The organism is Pseudomonas sp. Os17, assembly GCF_001547895.1.
GTDB lineage: Bacteria > Pseudomonadota > Gammaproteobacteria > Pseudomonadales > Pseudomonadaceae > Aquipseudomonas.
Window position 1 is genome coordinate 1,141,656 of sequence record NZ_AP014627.1, and the last position, 19,463, is coordinate 1,161,118.

At 63.3% G+C, this 19,463-nt stretch carries 14 protein-coding genes; 3 read left to right on the forward strand and 11 right to left on the reverse strand.

Features of this window, described 5'->3' with window-relative positions; translation table 11 throughout:
* Positions 1-5: 5 nt before the first annotated feature.
* The 10 genes from POS17_RS05095 to yaaA form a co-directional block, all read right to left on the reverse strand.
* On the reverse strand, positions 6-1,571 hold the full coding sequence (locus POS17_RS05095) for an MBOAT family O-acyltransferase (protein WP_060837629.1): 1,566 nt from the start codon (positions 1,569-1,571) through the stop codon (positions 6-8).
* Between the two features lie 210 nt (positions 1,572-1,781).
* Complete coding sequence (locus tag POS17_RS05100; RefSeq protein ID WP_060837630.1) at positions 1,782-2,906, reverse strand: mannuronate-specific alginate lyase; 1,125 nt, start codon at positions 2,904-2,906, stop codon at positions 1,782-1,784.
* 8 nt (positions 2,907-2,914) lie between these two features.
* Positions 2,915-4,375: an alginate O-acetyltransferase gene (locus POS17_RS05105; protein ID WP_060837631.1), complete on the reverse strand. Its 1,461-nt coding sequence runs from the start codon at positions 4,373-4,375 to the stop codon at positions 2,915-2,917.
* Positions 4,376-4,386: 11 nt separating this feature from the next.
* Positions 4,387-5,961 carry a mannuronan 5-epimerase AlgG gene (gene algG / locus POS17_RS05110; protein WP_442963165.1) on the reverse strand — a complete coding sequence of 525 codons (1,575 nt, stop codon included), beginning with the start codon at positions 5,959-5,961 and terminating at the stop codon, positions 4,387-4,389.
* A gap of 41 nt (positions 5,962-6,002) precedes the next feature.
* Positions 6,003-7,457, reverse strand: a complete 1,455-nt coding sequence (locus tag POS17_RS05115) for an alginate export family protein (protein ID WP_060837633.1) — start codon at positions 7,455-7,457, stop codon at positions 6,003-6,005.
* Positions 7,458-7,618: 161 nt separating this feature from the next.
* Entirely contained in the window at positions 7,619-9,058 is a 1,440-nt protein-coding gene (gene algK, locus POS17_RS05120) for an alginate biosynthesis TPR repeat lipoprotein AlgK (protein ID WP_231979045.1), read from the reverse strand.
* 83 nt (positions 9,059-9,141) lie between these two features.
* Positions 9,142-10,311 (reverse strand): alginate biosynthesis protein Alg44, encoded by a 1,170-nt coding sequence (locus tag POS17_RS05125; RefSeq protein WP_060837634.1) that lies wholly within the window; start codon positions 10,309-10,311, stop codon positions 9,142-9,144.
* A 35-nt stretch (positions 10,312-10,346) separates the two neighbouring features.
* The gene (gene alg8 / locus POS17_RS05130; RefSeq protein WP_375136246.1) at positions 10,347-11,828 is read right to left on the reverse strand and encodes a mannuronan synthase; all 1,482 of its coding nucleotides are present in this window, start codon (positions 11,826-11,828) and stop codon (positions 10,347-10,349) included.
* 94 nt (positions 11,829-11,922) lie between these two features.
* Positions 11,923-13,239, reverse strand: coding sequence for a nucleotide sugar dehydrogenase (locus POS17_RS05135; protein WP_060837636.1), 1,317 nt, complete (start codon positions 13,237-13,239; stop codon positions 11,923-11,925).
* Between the two features lie 813 nt (positions 13,240-14,052).
* Positions 14,053-14,832 (reverse strand): peroxide stress protein YaaA, encoded by a 780-nt coding sequence (gene yaaA / locus POS17_RS05140; RefSeq protein WP_060837637.1) that lies wholly within the window; start codon positions 14,830-14,832, stop codon positions 14,053-14,055.
* Positions 14,833-15,043: 211 nt separating this feature from the next.
* Between yaaA and POS17_RS05145 the strand changes: the two genes are divergently transcribed.
* The 3 genes from POS17_RS05145 (at position 15,044) to POS17_RS05155 (ending at position 18,940) form a co-directional block, all read left to right on the forward strand.
* Positions 15,044-16,168 (forward strand): polysaccharide deacetylase family protein, encoded by a 1,125-nt coding sequence (locus tag POS17_RS05145; protein WP_060837638.1) that lies wholly within the window; start codon positions 15,044-15,046, stop codon positions 16,166-16,168.
* Between the two features lie 345 nt (positions 16,169-16,513).
* Positions 16,514-17,908 carry a PhoH family protein gene (locus tag POS17_RS05150; protein ID WP_060837639.1) on the forward strand — a complete coding sequence of 465 codons (1,395 nt, stop codon included), beginning with the start codon at positions 16,514-16,516 and terminating at the stop codon, positions 17,906-17,908.
* A 114-nt stretch (positions 17,909-18,022) separates the two neighbouring features.
* Positions 18,023-18,940, forward strand: a complete 918-nt coding sequence (locus POS17_RS05155; RefSeq protein WP_060837640.1) for a LysR family transcriptional regulator — start codon at positions 18,023-18,025, stop codon at positions 18,938-18,940.
* A 9-nt stretch (positions 18,941-18,949) separates the two neighbouring features.
* Here POS17_RS05155 and POS17_RS05160 read toward each other — a convergent pair whose 3' ends face one another.
* Positions 18,950-19,396: a DMT family transporter gene (locus POS17_RS05160; RefSeq protein WP_047301890.1), complete on the reverse strand. Its 447-nt coding sequence runs from the start codon at positions 19,394-19,396 to the stop codon at positions 18,950-18,952.
* Positions 19,397-19,463: the final 67 nt, after the last annotated feature.

A 19,463-nucleotide genomic window follows, 5' to 3' on the forward strand; every position in this document is an offset into this window, starting at 1 on the left:
ATCCCTCAGAACTGGAAGTAAAGGAACGGCGAGAAGCTTTGCGCCGAGAGTTTGAGAATCGAGGCGATGAACAGCAGCAGCACCAGGGCGCGCATCACGTAGCGCGACCAGTCGGCGCTCCAGTAGGCCGGTTGCACCTGGGCCTCGGTGCCGACGATGTAGCCCGGCTGGTGAATGCTGCCGGGAGTGTCCCCGGGCACTGCCTTGATCAGGCCGGGCTGGGCGCTGGCCGGGCCGTCGGCGGGGGTAGCGACGTCGGGCTTGGCCTTGACCGGTGCCGGGTTGCGGTACAGGTCACGCAGGCCGAAGAACGCCAGGGTGGCGTAGGCCAGGACCAGGGTCGCCACTTGCAGGCCGGTGAGGCTGGCGCGGTTGAGTTCCGACAGCGACCAGTCGCCAAAGCTGAACATGGCGCCGTACATGCGCCCGGCCACGTGCAGGTTCTCGGCGCGGAAGATCACCCAACCCATCACCACCAGCAGGAAGGTCAGGGCCCAGCGGATCGGGTTCAGGCTGCGCGGCGTGGTGTTGATGCCCAGGGCCTTTTCGATGGCCAGCCACATGCCGTGCCAGGCACCCCAGACGATGTAGGTGAAGTTGGCGCCGTGCCACAGGCCGCCCAGGAGCATGGTCAGGAACAGGTTGCGGTAGGTGATCAGGGTGCCTTTGCGGTTGCCGCCCAGGGTGATGTACAGGTAGTCCCGCAGCCAGGTGGACAGGCTGATGTGCCAGCGCCGCCAGAACTCGGTGATCGACTGGCTGATGTAGGGCTGCTTGAAGTTTTCCATGAAGCGAAAACCCATCATCAAGCCCAGGCCGATGGCCATGTCGCTGTAGCCGGAGAAGTCGAAGTACAGCTGCGCGGTATAGGCCAGGGCGCCGAGCCAGGCGTCGCCCGTGGTGGGGTTTTGCAGGGCGAAGCAATGGTCGGCGACCACCGCCAGGGTGTCGGCGATGAACACTTTCTTGATGAAGCCCTGCATGAAGCGGGTGCAGCCTTCGGAGAACTTGTCCAGGGTGTGGGTGCGGTGGTTGAACTGGTCCGCCAGGTCGCGAAAGCGCAGCACGGGGCCGGCGATCAGGTGCGGGAAGATCGCCACGAACGCCGCGAAATCGATCAGGTTGCGGGTGGCCGGGGTGTCGCCGCGGTAGACGTCGATGATGTAGCTGATGGACTCGAAGATGTAGAACGAGATGCCGATCGGCAACAGCACGTGGGTCAGGATGAACGGCTCCAGGCCCATGGAGGTCATGATGGCGTTGAGGCTGTCGACGCCGAAGTTGGCGTACTTGAAGTAGCCGAGGATGCACAGGTCCACCGCCACCCCCAGCAGCAGCCAGCGCTGGGCGGGTTTGGTGCGCACACCGGCGGCGCCGACTTTCAGGCCGATCCAGTAGTTCCACAGGGTGACCCCGACGAACAGCGCCAGGAAGTCCACGCGCCACCAGGCGTAGAACACGTAGCTGGCGATCAGCAGCAGCAGGTTGCGATAGCGTTGCCCGCTCAAGTAGTACAAGCCGAGAAAGATCGGCAGGAACAGGAACAGGAACACATTGGATGAGAAAACCATCCCGATCTCTCCATGTTTAACCAATAGTCAGAGGCCGCAGCCCCCCCAAACCCCCCCGTGAAAAACCACGGGGGGCGTATTGCATGCATGACGCTCTCTGTCGCCGCTGCCGAGGTACGAGGCGGCGATGGGCTGCAAAGTGGCCCCCGGCGGCGGTCCTTTGGACCGCGTCGCAGCCTCGTGCCTCGGCAGTGGCGACAGGTGTTGCTGTTACGGGCCCTTGTTGCCTTTTTCGTGGGTCGGGTCGTAGACCTTGGTCAGGTCGCCGCCCAGGCGGAAGGTCTTGAACGGCTGCATCTTGTGCTTGCGTTCCAAGACATCCGGGGCGCAGGTGTAGAGGCTGCAGTAGGGTTCCAGCCAGGCGAATTTGGAGTCGACCTTGAGGTCGGTCATGTCCTGCTGCTTGCCGTTTTTCTGCTCGAAGGTGTCCGGGTCTTTCACCCCAGCCAGCACTCGCTCGCCCAGGCGCTTGAGCGCGCCGTTGTTTTCCTGGCGCAGGTCGACGCCGTTGACCTGGGCGAAGCTGGCGATCATCGCCAAGGGCGGCAGGGCGTAGTTGTGATAGGCCAGGGCCCGTTGCTGGCGCTTGAGTTCGTTGGGTAAAAAGCCGTCGGCGTCGACCTGGTTGGCGCCGACCTTGTATTCCTTCACGGCCCAGTCGAACAGGTCGCGGCGGTTGGTGGCCACGGCGGTGGCCATCACCGACCAGGCGGCCCAGTAGGAGTGGTTGTTGGTCTTGTCCAGGGGCAGGTTGTCCCAGTCGCTGACCACCTGGTCGGCCATCTTGCTGAACCAGGCCTCGATCTTCTGCGCCTGTTCCTGGTGGGTGGCCAGGGGGTGGGAGTCGGAGAACTTCAGCCGCAGGTAGGCCGAGGCCATGCTGCCCAGGGCCCATTTGCGCATCGACTTGCCGGTGTGGTTGAAGTCCTTGGACATCAGCGCGTCGGCCTGGGCCCAGGCGCTGAGCCAGGCGAGGGTGCAGTCCAGTTGCTCCGGGCGGCCGTCGCGCATGAACTGCATGACCCGCTTGCTGGTGCCGCGCTCGATCTTGGTGATGTCCGCGGTGGTGTCGCGAAAGGCCTGTTCGGACTGCACGTTGAGGGTGGCCCGGGCCTTGTCCGAGCCTTCGTACTTGCTGCGAAACTGCAGGGCGCCGGTGTAGGGCGCGGGCATGGCGTCGCAGCCTTCGCTGTCGTCAGCGCTCTTGAACTTGTCCACCGGGGCGTAATAGCCCTGGGGCGGACGCAGCGGCGCTGCGGCCTGGGCGCTGCCGGTGAGCATGGCCAGCCCCAGCAGGCTGGGTATCAACAGGCGTTTCAGCTGTGTGCTTTGCATAGGTAACCTCATTGCCCGATCTGCGCGGTGCGTTGCTCGGCGCTCGGGAATACGTTGCGTTTGCAAATTTTCGCTTCGACCTTCTGCCCGGCAGTGCCCGCTTCCGGGCCCTGGATCTCCACCGCCAGCAGGTTCTGCGAGGCCCAGTCTTCATCGGTGCGCAGTTCGAAGGCGAAGCGCCCGTCGGTGTCGGACGTTTCCGGTTTTTCGATCTTGATGTCCTCGTGGCGGCCGTTCATGTACCAGAGGGTGGCTTGCAGGGTTTTCACCGAAGGGTCGGCGAAGCGGATGTCGACCTGATGGCCGCTGTTGCGCAGGTCCAGGTTCTTGCTGTTGACCAGCAATTCGTTCTTGCCCGGCTTGAGGGTGGTGCTGGCGCTCATCTGCGGGTCCTTGCCTTCGCAGCCGTTGTCCAGCAGGGCCATCATCTGCCGGTAGATGGTTTCCTGGTCCAGGCGGTACAGCGGCGAGAATTCCCAGATCAGGATCTTTGGCGGGGACTTCTGGAATTCGTCGCTGCCCAGGTACTGCAGCATCGAGCCTTCCAGGCCGCCGCCGGGGAAGGCAACGTTGAGAATGTCGGCGCCGATGGCCTCTTCGAGGAAGCCGGCGAAGTTGTAGTTCTTGCCGCTGTGGCTGGTGCCCACCAGGGTGATCTGCGGGTTGCCGGAATCACCGAACAGGTCGCCGTCGCCGGCCTCGCCCTTGGGCTCGGTGGTGAACTGATCCATGTACTGGATGGCGTAGCTGGTGCCGCACAGCTGCCCGGCCATGTTGTGCAGGGTGCCGGTCTTGCCCATGCGCCCGGACTTGTGGGTCTCGAATTCGCGCCGGGGAATGTCGGCGAAGGCCGGCAGTTGCTTGACCTTGTCGGCGACGATCTTCGCCGTGCGCTGGGCGCCGTAAGGGGTCCAGTGCTGGTCGCCGCGGAAGTAGAAGTCGTGGGCCGGCAGGGTCTCGGGCAGTTGTTCGTTGGTCAGCGGCGACAGGTCCGGCACCACGTAGCCCATCTGGGCGAAGCGCCCGAGCATGGCCTTGTAGTTGTTCAGCGCCTTGTCGTAGTCGAAGCGGGCTTTCTGTTCCGGGTTGAGCTTGTTGCGGTTCACCAGGCCGCGGGTCGGCTGGTACACCAGCACCAGTTCCACGCCCTTGCTCTTGAAGGCTTCGTGCAGCTGCTTGAGGCGGCGGTAGCCTTCAGGCGTGGTGTTGAACTCGGTGCGCAAATCTTCCTGGGTACGGAACAGCCAGTCGCCCTGGGCTTGCACCAGGGTGGTGAAGTTCTGCTGGTAGCGGGTCACGTAGTTCTTCGCGTCGTGGGCGGCCGGGCACAGGTTGCAGCACGGCTCGGCCTTGAAGCTGGGCGCGGCGCTCGCAGCGCTGGCCGCATCGGCGCGGGCGCCGGCGCTGGCGGCGAGTATCCCCGCGGTCAGGGCCGACAGGCCCAGGAGTTTGATCCAGTGTGGGTGCATGCAAGTCATCCTCAATCGCGCATTTCGGTCTGGCGTTCGACGGGGTCGATCAGCACGGCCTTCTGCTGGCGCACCAGCAGGTCGAGAATTTCGTCCTGGCGCTCGCCCAGGACCCCGGAGAAGCTGATGCCGCTGCTTTTGGTCGGCGCCAGCATCGACACCCGGTACAGCTCCACGCTCAGGGGCGAGTCGATGGACATCGGCCCGCTGCCGTTGGCCGCCAGCTCGCCGCCGACCACGATCAGCGACACCTGGGCGTCGAACGGGTCGAGCTTGATGTCGCGGTCGGTGTCGGACAGGTCCTTGATGTGGCCGTAGACCCCGGTCAGGCCGTTGGCCATGGCGATGTTTTCGTACAGGCGGATGTTCACGCTGTTGCGAATGCGGATGCCGTGGCGGCGGTTGCTGATCACCTTGTTGGCGTAGATCAGGTTGTCGGCACTCTCGTAGAGGGTGATGCCGTCGCTGTGGTTGCGGTAGATCTCGTTGTAGGCGATCAGGTTGTTGACGCTGTTACGGTCGATCACCAGCCCCGAGAGGTGGTTGTCGAAGCTGCGGTTGTTGAAGATGAAGCTGTCGTTCACTTCCCGGGAAATGATGATGCCGTGCTTCTTCTTGGTGCCGTGGACGGTGTTGTCGGCAATGATCAGGCCGTGGGAACGGTCGTGGGGGTCGATGCCGTAGACGATGTTGTCCTTGTAGGTGTTGCCCTTGAGCACGAAATCCCGGGTTTCGTAGCAGTAGAAGCCGTACCACATGTCGGAGAAGGTCGAGCCGATGATCCAGCCGGTGGGCTCGGGGCGCTTGAGCACCTTGGCCATGTTCGGCGTGTACTGGGAAATGCTCACCCCGTAGGACTTGGAATTGGCGTAGCCGAAGCTGGCCATCGTGCTGTTGACGATGTAGGTCTCGGTGCCGCCCCAGGCCAGCAGGAACGGGCGGAATTCCTTGGGCGAACGGAAGCTCGCCGGGCCGTTGTCCTGCTCGCGCCAGCCGGTGACTTTGGTGTCACGCACGAACAGCTGGCCGTCGTTGACCAGGAACGCGCCGCCCTCCTGGGACAGGCGCAGCTCCTGGGTCTGCTTGTCGATGTCGAGGATGCCGTGGCGGCCGACGACGATCGGCACCCGGGCCAGGTAGACCCCGGGCGCCGTCTCGCTGATGTACTGCTTGGGCAGTTTGCCCACCAGTTGCTTGAGGTTGATGTAACCGTCGTCGATGAAGATCGCCTGGGGGATGCCGTGCTGGCGCACCACCCATTCGGCCATCTTGTTGTCGCCGCCGATGAAGTCTTTCAGGGCGTCTTCCTGCATCATCCGGCGCACGCTGATCTTGCCCGGCTTGCTGCGCACGATCTTCGCCGCGACGGCTTCGGCGGTGTAGCCGGACAGGTCCGGCAGGGTCGGCTTGGCCAGGGCCAGGGGCTCGGTGGGCGCGCTGCTGACGGTGTAGGTCTTGGCCTGCTGCAGGCCCTTGGCGATGATCGGCGCCTTGGCCGGCTCGACAGTGGCGAACGCCGAGCTGCTGGCCAGCAACAGAGCGCCCGCCAACAGGCTGATGGCGCCTTTCGCAGCGGGGCTGTTCATGGGGTAGCAGTTCATTTCGGGCACTCCCTTCGCGGTTCGCATCAGAAGCGCCAGATCACGTCGATAAAGGCGCGGTGCATGTACGAGTCGACGTCTTTGCCATAGGCGTCGCCGGGCTTGAACACGCCGCCACGAAAACGCACCAGGGCCGACGGCTCATCGATGGACTGGCTCAGGGCCGCCGGCAACAGGCCTTGCTTGAAGTACTTGGTGACCACCAGGTCCATTTCCTGCCCCAAGTCTTTCTTGCCGTCCTGCAGGGGCAGCGCGGTGCTGGAGAGCAGGTTGCCGTTGCCGTCATAGTCGTTGTCCACGGCGTTGATGCCGTTGCTGCCCACCGGCTTGTTGCCGTCCACGCGCCAGAACTTGTGGTAGATCAGGCTGGCGTCGTATTCATCGTTGAGCATCCAGGAGCCGAACAGGGTGGCGCTCTGGGTGTTGTTCATTTCGCCACGGAAGGCTTCGCCGAAGCGGTGCACCCGGGAGCGGGTGCCGGTGTAGTTGGAGCGGTTGCTTTGCAGGCCGTTCTGCTCGTAGTCGCCGCTGGCCCGGGCGTAGGCGGCGCCGACTTGCCAGTTCGGGTCCAGGCGCAGGCGCACGCCCAGGTCGGTGGCCCAGCCGTCGAGGTTGTCGCCGCGCTTGGCCTGGGTCGGGCGGCTGCCGTCGGCGTTCAGCGGGTTGACCCTGTCGCGGTCGCCGCGCATGCCGGTGAGGCTGGCCCAGTAGTTGACGGTATTGGTGTTGCGCCAGTTAAAGGCGTCGCTGTTGGCTTCCAGGCCTAGCCAGGTCAGGTCGCCGTTCTGCTTCTTGTCCAGCGGGTCGCTGGCCACGCCGGGCTGGGCATAGTCGAGCTTGCCGTCGTCATGGGTGTGGTGGGCGCGGATGCCCACCCACTGGCCGGGGGTCCACTGGTAGGCGGCGTCGGCGTACAGGTGCAGGCGGTCCTTGTCCTTGGGCGCCAGTTCCTTGAGGTCGGTGCGGTATTCGCTGAAGCGCTCGGCGACGCCGACGTTGGCCCGCAGCAGGGTGGTGTCGAAGGTCCAGTTCAGCGCCTCGATATTGGTGTCGCGCCATTGCCCGTCGTCGTTGCGCAGGCGCTGGCGACCGAACTTCAACTGCTCGCCGGGGTAGGCGGTGAAGCCGCTGTAGCCGATCCAGAACTCGCGCATCGCCAGGTAGCTCTTCTTGGTCTTGCGGTCGTCGTTGCTCGATTGCTGGCTGGCGTCGTCGCTGGACTGTTGCAGGGTGTCGGTTTCGATCACGTCGCTGGCGGTCACCGCCTGGCCCATGGCGTAGGCGCTCCAGGCACCGCTTTCGCCGTAGACCCAGGGCCGCAGGTCGAGGCCGACGCCGTTGACGTCGCCACCGCGCTGGGTGCCCAGGTCGCGGTCGTCCTCGGACTGGCCGGTGATCTTCACTTCCAGGCCGAAGTTCTTGGTGTCGGTGAGGGCGGCCAGGGTCGGGTTGGACCAGAGCATGGCAAAGCCCAGGGCCATGCCCAGCTTCGACAGGCTGAAACGCTTGCCTGTAGCCGCTGCCGCAGGCTGCGCCCGGTCGCGCAGCGGCCGCGATTGGCGGGGGCTGGTGTGGCGAGCGCTTTGCGCTCGATGGCAGCCTGCGGCAGCGGCTACAGGAGTTGGATTGAGTGGGGGGAGCGTCATAGGGTTTCCTCGCCGTCTTCTTCTTGCAGGGCGTGCAGTTGCAGCGCGTTCTGGCTCAAGGCCCCACGCACGGCCTGCTCTTGTTGCAGCAGGCGTTGGGCTTCGGCGCGCTGTGCAGGCGGCAATTGGCTTTCCAGTTGTTGCGCCAGTTCGTTGGCCTGCGGTGTGTCCTGGACCTTCGCCAGTTGGCTGAAGACGTAGGCGTTGACTGGGTTGGGCTGGGTGCCGCGGCCCTGGGAGAACAACTGGGCAATGGCGAAGTCGGCGCTGTTCTGGCCGTTGCGCGCGGCGGTCAGCAGGTGGTCCAGGGCCTTTTGTGGGTAGACCTGGCCCAGGTAGCCACGGCGGTAGATCTGGCCGAGGTAATAGTCGGCAGCCACTTCGCGGCCCACGGCTTTCTGGAAGTGTGCTTCGGCGACCTTGGCGTCGGCCGGCACCCATTTGCCTTCGTAGTAGAGCTTGCCCAGCAGCAGTTCGGCGCGGGGCTGGTCGGCGGCGCGGCCGTTGTCCAGGTACTGCATCATCTTGTCGACGTCACCCAGTTCGGGGAAGTCGTAGAGCAGTTGGGCCAGGCTGACCCAGGACGCCGGGTAACCCGGAGCGACCTGTTCCAGCAGGGCCTGGGCGGTTTTTTCATCCGGCTTGCCGAGGCTGGCATCGCCCAGCACCCGGGCCACGCTGTCGACGCGCTGGGCGCTGACCGTGCCACGGCTGTAGCCGGCCTGCAGCTGCTTGAGCAGCTCGGCCTGTTGCTCCGGCTGGCCGCGTTTTTGATAAACGGTGGCCAGTTCCACGTAGCAGATGTCGGTGCTGTTGAGCGCGGCCTTGCAGATGCTTTCCACCTCGGCCAGGTGCTGGTCGTAGGTGCCTTGGGTGCGGTACAGCAGCACCTGGGCCAGGCCGGCTTCCGGGTAACCGGCGCTGCGCCATTGGCTGATCTGCCGCTGGGCGTCGACGTTGGGGAAGCTGTGGGGGTATTGCAGGTACAGCATCGCCAGGGGAATCAGGGTGTTGCCTTCACCGTTGGCAAAGGCTTTTTTCAACAGGCCTTCGGCTTCGTGCTGCTCGGCCTCGGTGGAACCGGGCTTGGCCACCAACAGGCGGCCCAGGCGCGCCTGGGCCCGGGGCGACACATCGGCTGCGGCGCGATAGGTGGCCTCGGCCTGCTTGATCTGCGCCGGGTCGCGGCTTTCCACCTGGATGTCGGCCAGGCCCACTTGCGCCTCGCTGTAGCCCAGGTCCGCCAGTTGCCGGTAGTTCTGCTGGGCCAGGGCGGTGTCGCCGCGCTTCAGGGCTTCGTTGGCCAGGCGCTGGTCCGGCAGGCCGGCGCAACCGGCCAGGGCCAGGGCGGCGACCAAGGGCAACACCGAACCCTGTAGCCGCTGCCGCAGGCTGCGATCGAGCGCGCAGCGCTCGTGCTGGTTTTCGGGGGGCATCGAGCTGGCCGGGTTGCGTCCGCTGCGCGGCCGGGCGCAGCCTGCGGCAGCGGCTACAGAGAGCTGGGTAGGCACTGTCATGGTTACAGACCCGCGGCCATGGCTTTGTCGATCAGCCAGTTCATCGATGGGCCGCGGTCGCTGCTGACTTCCACCGGGCGACCGGCGAAGGCGCTGCTCAGAGGCGCGTCGGGCTTGATCTGCACGCGGATGTCGGAGGACAGGTCATCGCTGTTGAGGCTGGTGCTGCTGACGATGGTGCCGGTGCGCATTTCATCCTCGCCGGCGATCTGGAAGTTGACCTGGGTGCCCGGGCGCACGTCGCCGAACTGGCGATAGGAGAAACGTGCCTCGACATTGGCCTGGCTGTTGCGGGGCACCAGTTGGAAGATCACGTCGCCCTTGCTCGCGTACTGACCGTCGGCCACCCGTTGCTGGGCCACGGTGCAGTCGCAGGGGGAGGTCAGGGTGCCGGTCATCTGCTTGCCGAACAGTTCCTCGACCTTGGCCGGTTGCAGCTGGTTTTCGTCCAGGTGGCCCTTGAGCACGTCGAGCATGCTGGTGCTGAAGCTGGCCAGGGGCGCGCCCTTGGCCACGGCGCCATCGATCTGCACCAGGCTTTGCACGGTGCCATCGCGGGGCATGGTGACGTTCATCCCCGGGACGCTGACCAAGCCGGCCTGGGCGTGGCTGACGAAGTACATGCCGTACACCGACTTGAGCACGAAGCCGAAGGCGGCCAGGCCCACCACGAAGATCCCGGCGCTGAAGGTCACTGCCCGCAGGCGGCCCATGGCGCTCATGCCGCTGCCGCTGTCCTTGACCTTGCGCGCCTTGGTGAAGTTGTCCCGCTGCAGGGTGGCGAGCACGTCGCCCATGCTGACGATGTCGCCGGCCAGGTGCGAGGTGATCAGGTGGCGCAGGGTGGAGATGTCCTGGGGCTCCAGGTTCTGGAACTGGCAACCGACGCGGCCGCTCTGGCGATCGAAGGAGCGAATTTGCAGCTCCACATCCATGGCCAGGCCGAGGTTGTCGATGACAAATTGCAGGCGGCCCTTGTGCACGGCACCCACGGTCAGCATCTGCTGCCCGGCGTTGAAGCTCAGGCCGCCGGCGGAGAGATCGTGGACCCGCACTTCCAGCGGCTTGGCCTCGTTGCCGAAGAAGCGCAGCTTGGCCGGGATCTTGACCCGGGCGTGCTGGCGTTGGGCTTCGGATTCATGCACTACGTTGACGTTCACGGCGGTGTTCATAGAGTCGATTTCCTAGTTAATTCAGGCAAGTCGGGTCAGACCATCAGCAGCAGCACGGCGACGAATACGCTGCCGGCGGAGAAGGTCATGGTTCGAGACGACCAGGTGTTGAACCAACGTTGAAAGCTGGCGAGATCACGGGTCAGTTTGGTGTCCTGGCGGGTCCAGGATTGCTGGTCGAGGCGGAAGAACACGTAGATCTTCACCAGCGCGCCGACGATCTGGTTGTAATAGAGGATCAAGGGGTAGGCCGGGCCGATGTGGTGCCCCGAGCAGGACAGCAGCAGGGTCAGGATCAGCCGGGTGATGCCGATCCACAGCAGGTAGGCCAGGAGGAAGGCGGTGCCGTACTTGACGCTGGCGATGATGGCCACGGTCAGGCCCAGCAGCGAGGTCCACATCGACACGCGCTGGTCGAACAGCACCACGCTGGTGAACAGTCCCAGGCGCTTGATCCCCAGGCCCAGGGCCCGGGCGTTCTGCCGCAGGTTGTTGCCGTACCAGCGGAACATCAGTTTGCGGCTGGCCTTGATGAAGCTCTTTTCCGGCGGGTGTTCCACAGTGTTGATCGCCGCGTCGGGCACGTAGAAGGTGTCGTAGCCCAGGCGCATCAGGCTGTACCAGCTGGACTTGTCGTCGCCGGTGAGGAATTTGAAGCGGCCCAGGCGCCAGTGTTGCAGGGAGTCGCTTTCGACGTCGGCGATGAAGTCCGGGTCGGTGACCACGCTGGCGCGGAACACCGACATGCGCCCGGTCATGGTCAGCACGCGCTTGGACAGGGCCATGGAGCACATGTTGATGTGGCGCTGGGCGAAGCGCAGCTTGTGCCATTCGCTCATGACGTAGCCGCCGCGCACTTCGCAGAATTCGTTGGTGGTCAGGCCGCCGACATTGCCGAACAGCTGGAACCAGGGCACGGTCTTGCGCACCACGCCTTCGCCGAGCACGGTGTCGCCGTCGATCACCGCCACCACGGCCCGGCTGTCCGGCAGGTGGCGGGAGATGGCGCGGAAACCGAAGGCCAGGCCGTCACGCTTGCCGGTGCCGGGGATGCGCACGAAGTCCAGCTTGACCCGCTCCGGCGGGTTCATCCGTGCCCACAGGCTTTTCACCAGCAGCTCGTCGGACATCTCCACGATCGAGCAGACCACGGTGGTGGGGAAGCCGCAGTCGATGGCTTCGCGGATCACCGAGCCGTAGACCTGGGCGGTGGTCAGCGCGTCGATGCGAAAGCTGGTGACCATCAGGAATACGTGGGACGGGTCGGCCGCGCTGCCGAGCTTGCGCACCTTGCGCCGCAGGTGCGGGTAGACCACGTAGAGAAACAGCATGCCGCGCACGAAGTGCGTGGCGCCCATGGAGTAGCGCCAGATGCCCACGGCGCCAATCAGGAAAATGAAGTCCTTGGATTGCGAGTCGAAGGTCGAGGCGGGCAGGAGCAAGGCCATGCCCATCAGCAAACTCGAGTAAAACAGCCAACCGGCGGCCTGAAGCAGGCCGTGCTTTAGCCTGTGCATAATCTGCATCCTAAAATCAGTTGCAAGCTCCAAGCCGCAAGTTCCAAGCGTGGAGCTCTTGCTTACGGCTTGAAGCTTGAAGCTTGCCGCTGCTTTACCAGCAGATGCCTTCGGTACGGCCCTTGCTGCTGGTGGCCTTGGCCATGAAGCCCACCAGGTCGATGACCTGCTTGCCGTCAGGCACGTGTTCGGCCAGGGCGCGGAACTTCTCGTCGCGGTTGCCGAGGATGATCAGGTCGGAGTTGCCGATCACCGCGTCGAAGTCCGAGTTGAGCAGGGACGAGACGTGGGGGATCTTCGACTCGATGTAGTCCTTGTTGGCGCCGTGGACCCGGGCGTACTCGACGTTGCTGTCGTAGATGCTCAGGTCGAAGCCCTTGCCGATGAGCATTTCCGCCAGTTCCACCAGCGGGCTCTCGCGCAGGTCGTCGGTACCGGCCTTGAAGCTCAGGCCGAGCAGGGCGACCTTGCGCTTGTCGTGGCTGGAGACGATGTCGAAGGCGTTCTGCACCTGGGATTCGTTGCTGCGCATCAGCGAGTTGAGCAGCGGCGCCTCGATGTCCAGGGAGCTGGCGCGGTAGGTCAGGGCGCGCACGTCCTTGGGCAGGCAGGAGCCACCGAAGGCGAAGCCCGGGCGCATGTAGTACTGGGACAGGTTGAGGGTCTTGTCCTGGCAGACCACGTCCATCACTTCGCGGCCGTCGACGCCCACTGCCTTGGCGATGTTGCCGATCTCGTTGGCGAAGGTGACCTTGGTCGCGTGCCAGACGTTGCAGGTGTACTTGATCATCTCGGCGACTTCGATGTCCTTGCGGATGATCGGTGCGTCGAGTTCTTCGTACAGCGCTTGCAGCACATCGCCGGAGGCCTGGTCGAACTGGCCGATCACGGTCATGGGCGGGAAGTCGTAGTCCTTGATCGCGGTGCTTTCACGCAGGAACTCCGGGTTCACCGCGACGCCGAAATCCACCCCGGCCTTCTTGCCCGAGCAGTCTTCGAGAATCGGGATCACCACGTTCTTCACCGTGCCCGGCAGCACCGTGCTGCGCACCACGATGGTGTGGCGGGTGGCCTTGTCGCGCAGGACGAAACCGATCTCGCGGCACACCGATTCGATGTAGTCCAGTTCCAGGTCGCCGTTCTTCTTGCTCGGGGTACCGACGCAGATCATCGACAGGTCGGTATCGCGGATGGCTTCGGCGAAGTTGGTGGTGCCGCGCAGACGAGCGGTCTGGATACCTTGCGCCAGAAGTTCACCCAGACCCGGTTCAACGATCGGCGATTTACCGGCGTTGATCAGGTCGATCTTCTCTTTCGAAATATCTACGCCAACCACTTCGTGGCCCCGTGCGGACAGGCAACCGGCACAGACTGCACCGACGTAACCCAAACCAAATATGCTGATGCGCATCGCATTTACCTCTGTGTTATTCACGCCATTAGATGGCCGGAGTTAATGTTTGCCAGCTGTTATTGCGCACTCGGAAGTACAACGAAGTACGTTGTAGGGCCGCGTGCAGGCAGACTAAGTTCCGAGTGTCTAAATAAGTGCACTCAAGTTGTGCGCAACCGATCCTTGTTGTTCTGATTTGCCCTTGAATGTTGCCGGCGGCTCCTGCTGCAGGGTTCGCGAGAAAAACCATCCGCTATCCTTGGGATGGCTGAAGGCCACGTAACACGGGCTTTTCAGTTGGTTCTCGCGGCCCTTGAAGGCCAGCTGTTCCTTGGCTCGTTAGGGGATAGTTGTGCTGCCTTATCTCCTGTTGTTTACCCTTTAGTTAAAGTTTGTGACTCATTGGTCAAAGGGGGACGCAACTTGATTAGTTTCAGCTGAGTCCGTGTAAGTCATCTCTTACAAGCTCGTTGAGAATCGTTACCGGTGGTATGAGCGGTGTCCGCGGGCATAGTTCCGGCCCGCTCATCCTGTTTTGCGAAATTTCTTGAAATATTGAGAAAGATGGCACTACTTTCAAACTGATAGCACTTAAGGTTTGGGCCTTTAGTTGTGGGGAGTTGAACTGCGTAGATAGTTTTGTGCCACTACCGAATAAAAAAAGTGGTGCCACTACTGAAAAAATTCAGCGCTGTCGAGTGAAATAAAAGTTATGCAAAACGCGGAAAGTTCTGTCGCGCCAAAAAAATGGCTTATTGAAGGCGGGGAATGTGCGGGTGATCACATTCTGGCGCGCTCGCCAGGTGGTAACGAGCGCGGCAGGGGAACGCTTTATTCCGGTGCGTGGTCGCGCAGGAACACCAGGTTGTCGGCTTTGGATTGCTCCGCGCTGAAGCGGTAGCCCTGGACGTCGAATTGCTTGAGCTGGGCGGGGTCGTTGATGCGTTCCTGGATGACGAAACGGCTCATCAGGCCCCGGGCCTTCTTGGCGTAGAAGCTGATGATCTTGTACTGGCCGTTCTTCAGGTCCTTGAACTCGGTGTTGATGATCCGCGCGTTCAGGGCGGTGCGCTTGACCGCCGAGAAGTATTCGTTGGAGGCCAGGTTCAGCAGCAGGTCGTCGCCCTGATCGGCCAGGGCCTCGTTCAGCCATTCACTGATGCGGGTGCCCCAGAAGGCGTACAGGTCCTTGCCCCGGGCGTTGGCCAGCTTGGTGCCCATTTCCAGGCGGTAGGGCTGCATCAGGTCCAGGGGGCGCAGCAGGCCGTAGAGGCCGGAGAGCATGCGCAGGTGCTGCTGGGCGTAGTCGAAGTCCGCTTCGCTCAAGGATTCGGCATTGAGCCCGGTGTAGACGTCGCCCTTGAACGCCAGCAGCGCCTGCTTGGCGTTGTCCGGGGTGAAGGCCGGGGTCCAGCTGCCGAAACGCGCGGCGTTGAGCCCGCCGATCTTGTCGGACACGTGCATCAGTTCGCTGATCTGCGCCGGGCTCAGTTCCCGCAGTTGCTGGATCAGTTCCTGGGAGTGGTCGAGGTATTGCGGCTGGGTAAAGCGCTGGGTGACCGGCGGTGTTTCGTAATCGAGGGTCTTGGCGGGTGAAATCACCATCAGCATGGGGTCGTCTCCTTTAAGCGTCGGGGGATTCTAGGGGCTCGGGCGCCGGGACTCCACCTATGATGGCGATAGCCATGACCGCTGATCGCGGTTCGCCGGCAAGCCGGCTCCTACATAGCCCTGTAGGAGCCGGCTTGCCGGCGAAGGGGCCCTGATTCCTGGCCCAGATCGGCTATAGTGCCGCGCGGGTTTTGTTCTGGAGGCATCCCTTTTGCGTATCGCGTTTCTCTTCTCGGCCTGGCTACTGAGTGTCAGCGTGCTGGCGGCGCCCAATGATCCGGCGACCCTGGATCGCAGCACCTGGCCGGAAAAGCTCGACAATCCGACCCTGTTCGACGTCGCCTCGCGGGCCGAGATCCTCACTTTCGCCCGTGCCCTGCTGGTCAGCGAGGCCTGGGACGAGGCCTCGCTCAAGCAGCGCCTGGGCTTGCGCATGATCAACATGGGGGCGATCAACGAGCTGCGCGAGCATCTGTGGGCGCGCCTGCTGGAGAACTACGATTTCGCCCAGCAAAGTTGCGATCAGGACGCTTCGTTCTGTTTCCTGGTGGAAAACATGCAGCAGTTGCGCAAGCAGGCCGGCAAGTTCCAGCTCGGCGAGGATTCCTATTACGCCCGCTGGGGCGAACCCAGCCGCAGCTTTCACGAGCAGTACCTGGATGAGTTGCTGCGCAAGGCGGCGCTGTCACCGCAGACCAGCAGCGAGGTGCTGCGTTTCGGCGATTACGAGCGCAATGGCGACGAACTCAATGACCGGCTGTTTCTGCTGACCTTCGACAGCGCCGCCAACCTGGCGCCGGACAATACGCCCTGGCTCACCAACTACCTGCGCAAGGCCAACCTCAGCGGGACGTTCTTCGTCCTCGGCAACGACATCCAGAACCGCCTCGACAAGGCTTCGGTGGCCAGCCTGCAGTCGCTGTATTCCCGGCAGTGCGTCGGGGTCCAGGGCTGGGAGTTCCGCTCCCACAGCCACTGGCAGGACTGGCAGTACTCGATCCAGCGCAGCGCCGACCTGGTGAAGAGCAAGCTGCCGGAAAACTACGTGCCGCTGTTCCGCCCGCCTCTTGGCCAGCGCCGCGCCGACGCCGAGGGTTTCTTCAATGCCCAGGGCATGCAGGTGGCGTTGTGGGACATCGACGCCCAGGATGGCGCCGGCAAGCTCAAGGCCGAGGACAGTGGCCAGCGGGTGCTGACCCTGATGCTGTTGTGGCGGCGCGGGGTGATTGCCTTCAATGCCAAGCAGGATGGGGTCAAGACCAGCCTGCCCTGGTTGCTGGCGCAGACCGCGCAGAGCGGGATTGGCTGGGAGGATTGTCAGGACGCGTTCCGCTGAAACGGCCAAGTGCCCGGAAACACGGGGCGTGGGCGCAAAAGGGGGCGGATTTCAGCGGGGTTTCGAGGCAGGCGGACTTCCGACTTTAACGGTGAGCGGGCAGTGCGCCAAGGGCTTTTCGTCACTCTGAAAAATAAACATCAAAAAAGCGTCAAAGTGCGTTTTCCTGTCACGGTTTTTGGAGTATTACGAACTCAGACCGCCGAAACCTGCGACACAGGTGGCGTCTTCCAAGACTCCTCGTGTGCAGCTCACCTGACCCCCCTGCGGGTGAATTCGGTGGTCATTCGAGGCGCGATACCCCATGGTATTGCGTCGACTGGCTCCCACATAAGGTGACCGAGTATGGATGACCACGGACGTAGCTCTTCTTCCAACCAGCCAATCCTTTATGTACTCGATACCAATGTATTGATTCACGATCCCAACGCCTTACTGAATTTCGAAGAACACCACGTCGCCATTCCCATGACCGTCCTCGAAGAGCTGGACAAGCTCAAGAGCGGACACCATAGCGTTGCCGCGGAATGCCGCCAGGCGATCCGCCTGATCGACAAGACCCTGGGCGAGGCTTCGCCCGAGGATGTCGAGCTGGGCGTGCCGATCCAGCGTGGCAAGAGCGGGCCCAAGGGCTTGCTGTCGATCCTCATGAGCAAGCGCAACGAGCCCAACAGCCTGTTGCCGGAGAACCTCAACGACAACATCATCATCAACCAGTTGATCGACCTGCACGCGCGCAACAAGGACCTGCCCGTGGTGCTGGTGACCAAAGACATCAACATGCGCCTCAAGGCGCGGGCCTGCGGGATCGCCGCCGAGGACTACAGCACCGACCAGCTGGTGGACGACGTGTCCCTGCTGCCCAATGGTTTCCACAACATGAGCGGCTCGTTCTGGGACCGCGTAAGCAAGGTGGAAACCCGTCAGGATCACGGCCGTACCTGGCACCAGGTGCAGTTGATCGACAACCTGCCGGCGGTGCATATCAACGAATTCATCATCGACGAGCAGGGCTTTGTCGGCTGGATCAAGGAGATCCGCGCCGATGTGCTGCTGATCCTCGACCTGCATCAGGAACCCCTGTTGCACCAGGAAGCCTGGGGCCTGAAACCGCGTGACATCTATCAGGGCCTGGCGCTGTACGCGCTGCTCGACCCGGACATCCACCTGGTCAACCTGTCCGGCGCCGCCGGTTCCGGCAAGACCATCCTGGCCCTGGCCGCGGCCATCGAGCAGACCATGGTCAGCAAGCGCTACCGGCGCATCATCGCCACCCGCAGCGTGCAGGGGCTGGACCAGGAGATCGGCTTCCTGCCGGGCACCGAGGCGGAGAAAATGGAGCCCTGGCTGGGCGCCATCACCGACAACCTCGAAGCCCTGCACATGGATGACGAGAACACCCACGGCAGCGTCGACTACATCCTCAGCAAGGTGCCGTTGCAGTTCAAATCCCTGAACTACATCCGCGGCCGCAGCTTCCAGCAGAGCCTGATCCTGATCGACGAATGCCAGAACCTCACCCCGCACCAGATGAAAACCATCATCACCCGTGCCGGCGCCGGTTCCAAAGTGGTGTGCCTGGGCAACCTGGCACAGATCGATACCCCTTACCTGTCGGCCACCAGCTCGGGCCTGACCTACCTCACCGAACGCTTCAAGGACTTCCCCAACGGCGTGCACATCACCCTGCAAGGGGTGCCGCGCTCGATCCTGGCGGAGTACGCGGAGAGCCATCTGTAACGGCAATGCCTTCCAGCACGGGCGGCCTTCGGGTCGCCCGTTTTGCATCCAGGCCCCGGCCCCGGGTTATCCTGCGCTCCCGCCGCCGAGCGTTCCCCAGTTGGAAAACACCGGATGCCCCGCGTTTCCCTGCGCAATATCGACCTGAATCTGTTGGTAATCCTCGATGCCTTGCTGACGGAAAAACATGTGACCCGCACCGGCGAGCGCCTGCACCTGAGCCAGCCGGCCATCAGCCATTCCCTGGGCAAGCTGCGGGTGCTGCTGGATGATCCGCTGCTGATCCGCCAGGGCAACGAGGTGCTGCTCAGCCCGCTGGCCCGTAGCCTGCAGGCGCCCCTCAAGGAGGTTCTCAGCCAGATCGAGACCTTGCTCGGCAAATCCCTGGACTTTGACCCGGCCACCTCGCAGCGGATCTTTCATTTGGCGATGTCGGATTACGCGGCGGCCATCGTCCTTCCCCGGCTGCTGGTGCGCTTGCGCGGTGAGGCGCCGTTGATGCGCCTGGTGGTGACCCAGGGCAGCCGCCACGAGATGTCCGAGCAGATTGCCCAGGGCCAGATCGACCTGGCCCTGGGAGTGTTTCCCAGCCTCGGCGCAGAGATCGCCAAGGAGGTGCTGTTTGAAGAGACCTTCTCTTGCCTGGTGGATGGCAGCACCTTGGGCGCGGAGCAAAACCTGGATTTGAACACCTACCTGGCGCGTCCCCATTTGCAGGTGTCGATGGACGGTTGCTTCAACGGTGAGGTCGATCAGCGCCTGGCCGACGAAGGCCTGCAGCGCCAGATTGCGGTCAGCGTGCCCCATTGGGGGGCCGCGCCGAACATGATCCGTGGCACCGACCTGATCCTCACCGTGGCCAGCCGCACCCTGGACGAGATCCCGCTGCCGCAGGGACTGCTGCGCTTGGCCCCGCCGCTGAACATTGCGCCCTTCAAGTTCGTGCAGATCTGGCATTCGCGTTTCAGTGATGACCTGGCGCATCGCTGGTTGCGCGAGCAGGTCAGGCTGGCCAGCGCAGCCAGGGACTGAGGCGGTACTTCAGCCACGGGTGGTGATGACGAAGCCGCCGATCACCACCAGCACGCCGATCAGCTTCTGCAGGCTGATGTCCTTGCGTGGCAGGCCCACCAGCCCGAAGTAGTCGATGATCAGCGAGATCAGCAACTGGCCGATGATCACCACCATGATGAAGTTCAGCGCCCCCAGGCGCGGCGCCATCAACAGCGCGACGGTGATGTACAGCACCCCGGCCAGGCCGCCCATCCAGATCCACCAGGGACCTTGCAGGGCGGCCATGAGATTGGGCTTGGGCACCTTGATGAACAGCAGCAGGACCCCCAGCACCAGCAGGCTGACCAGCAGCGAAACACCGGTGGCCCACAGTGGATGCCCCAGCAGGGTGCCCAGGCGGGCGTTGGTCCCGGCCTGGAGGGGCACGGCGAAACCGGCGAGCAGACTGAGCAGGATTGAAACGAACAAGGCCATGAAGCGACTTCCTTTTTTGGATGTTGGCGCTGTTGTACGGTTATCCAGCGCCGGGCTCCAATTCGTT

What these genes read in the sequence shown, in the direction of transcription:
- POS17_RS05135 (WP_060837636.1), bottom strand. Translation starts at nt 13,239, where the DNA reads ATGCGCATCAGCATATTTGGTTTGGGTTACGTCGGTGCAGTCTGTGCC.
- POS17_RS05125 (WP_060837634.1), bottom strand. Translation starts at nt 10,311, where the DNA reads ATGAACACCGCCGTGAACGTCAACGTAGTGCATGAATCCGAAGCCCAA.
- POS17_RS05150 (WP_060837639.1), top strand. Translation starts at nt 16,514, where the DNA reads ATGGATGACCACGGACGTAGCTCTTCTTCCAACCAGCCAATCCTTTAT.
- POS17_RS05115 (WP_060837633.1), bottom strand. Translation starts at nt 7,457, where the DNA reads ATGGCCCTGGGCTTTGCCATGCTCTGGTCCAACCCGACCCTGGCCGCC.
- alg8 (WP_375136246.1), bottom strand. Translation starts at nt 11,828, where the DNA reads ATGCACAGGCTAAAGCACGGCCTGCTTCAGGCCGCCGGTTGGCTGTTT.
- POS17_RS05155 (WP_060837640.1), top strand. Translation starts at nt 18,023, where the DNA reads ATGCCCCGCGTTTCCCTGCGCAATATCGACCTGAATCTGTTGGTAATC.
- algK (WP_231979045.1), bottom strand. Translation starts at nt 9,058, where the DNA reads ATGCCCCCCGAAAACCAGCACGAGCGCTGCGCGCTCGATCGCAGCCTG.
- POS17_RS05100 (WP_060837630.1), bottom strand. Translation starts at nt 2,906, where the DNA reads ATGCAAAGCACACAGCTGAAACGCCTGTTGATACCCAGCCTGCTGGGG.
- yaaA (WP_060837637.1), bottom strand. Translation starts at nt 14,832, where the DNA reads ATGCTGATGGTGATTTCACCCGCCAAGACCCTCGATTACGAAACACCG.
- POS17_RS05160 (WP_047301890.1), bottom strand. Translation starts at nt 19,396, where the DNA reads ATGGCCTTGTTCGTTTCAATCCTGCTCAGTCTGCTCGCCGGTTTCGCC.
- POS17_RS05095 (WP_060837629.1), bottom strand. Translation starts at nt 1,571, where the DNA reads ATGGTTTTCTCATCCAATGTGTTCCTGTTCCTGTTCCTGCCGATCTTT.
- POS17_RS05105 (WP_060837631.1), bottom strand. Translation starts at nt 4,375, where the DNA reads ATGCACCCACACTGGATCAAACTCCTGGGCCTGTCGGCCCTGACCGCG.
- algG (WP_442963165.1), bottom strand. Translation starts at nt 5,961, where the DNA reads ATGAACAGCCCCGCTGCGAAAGGCGCCATCAGCCTGTTGGCGGGCGCT.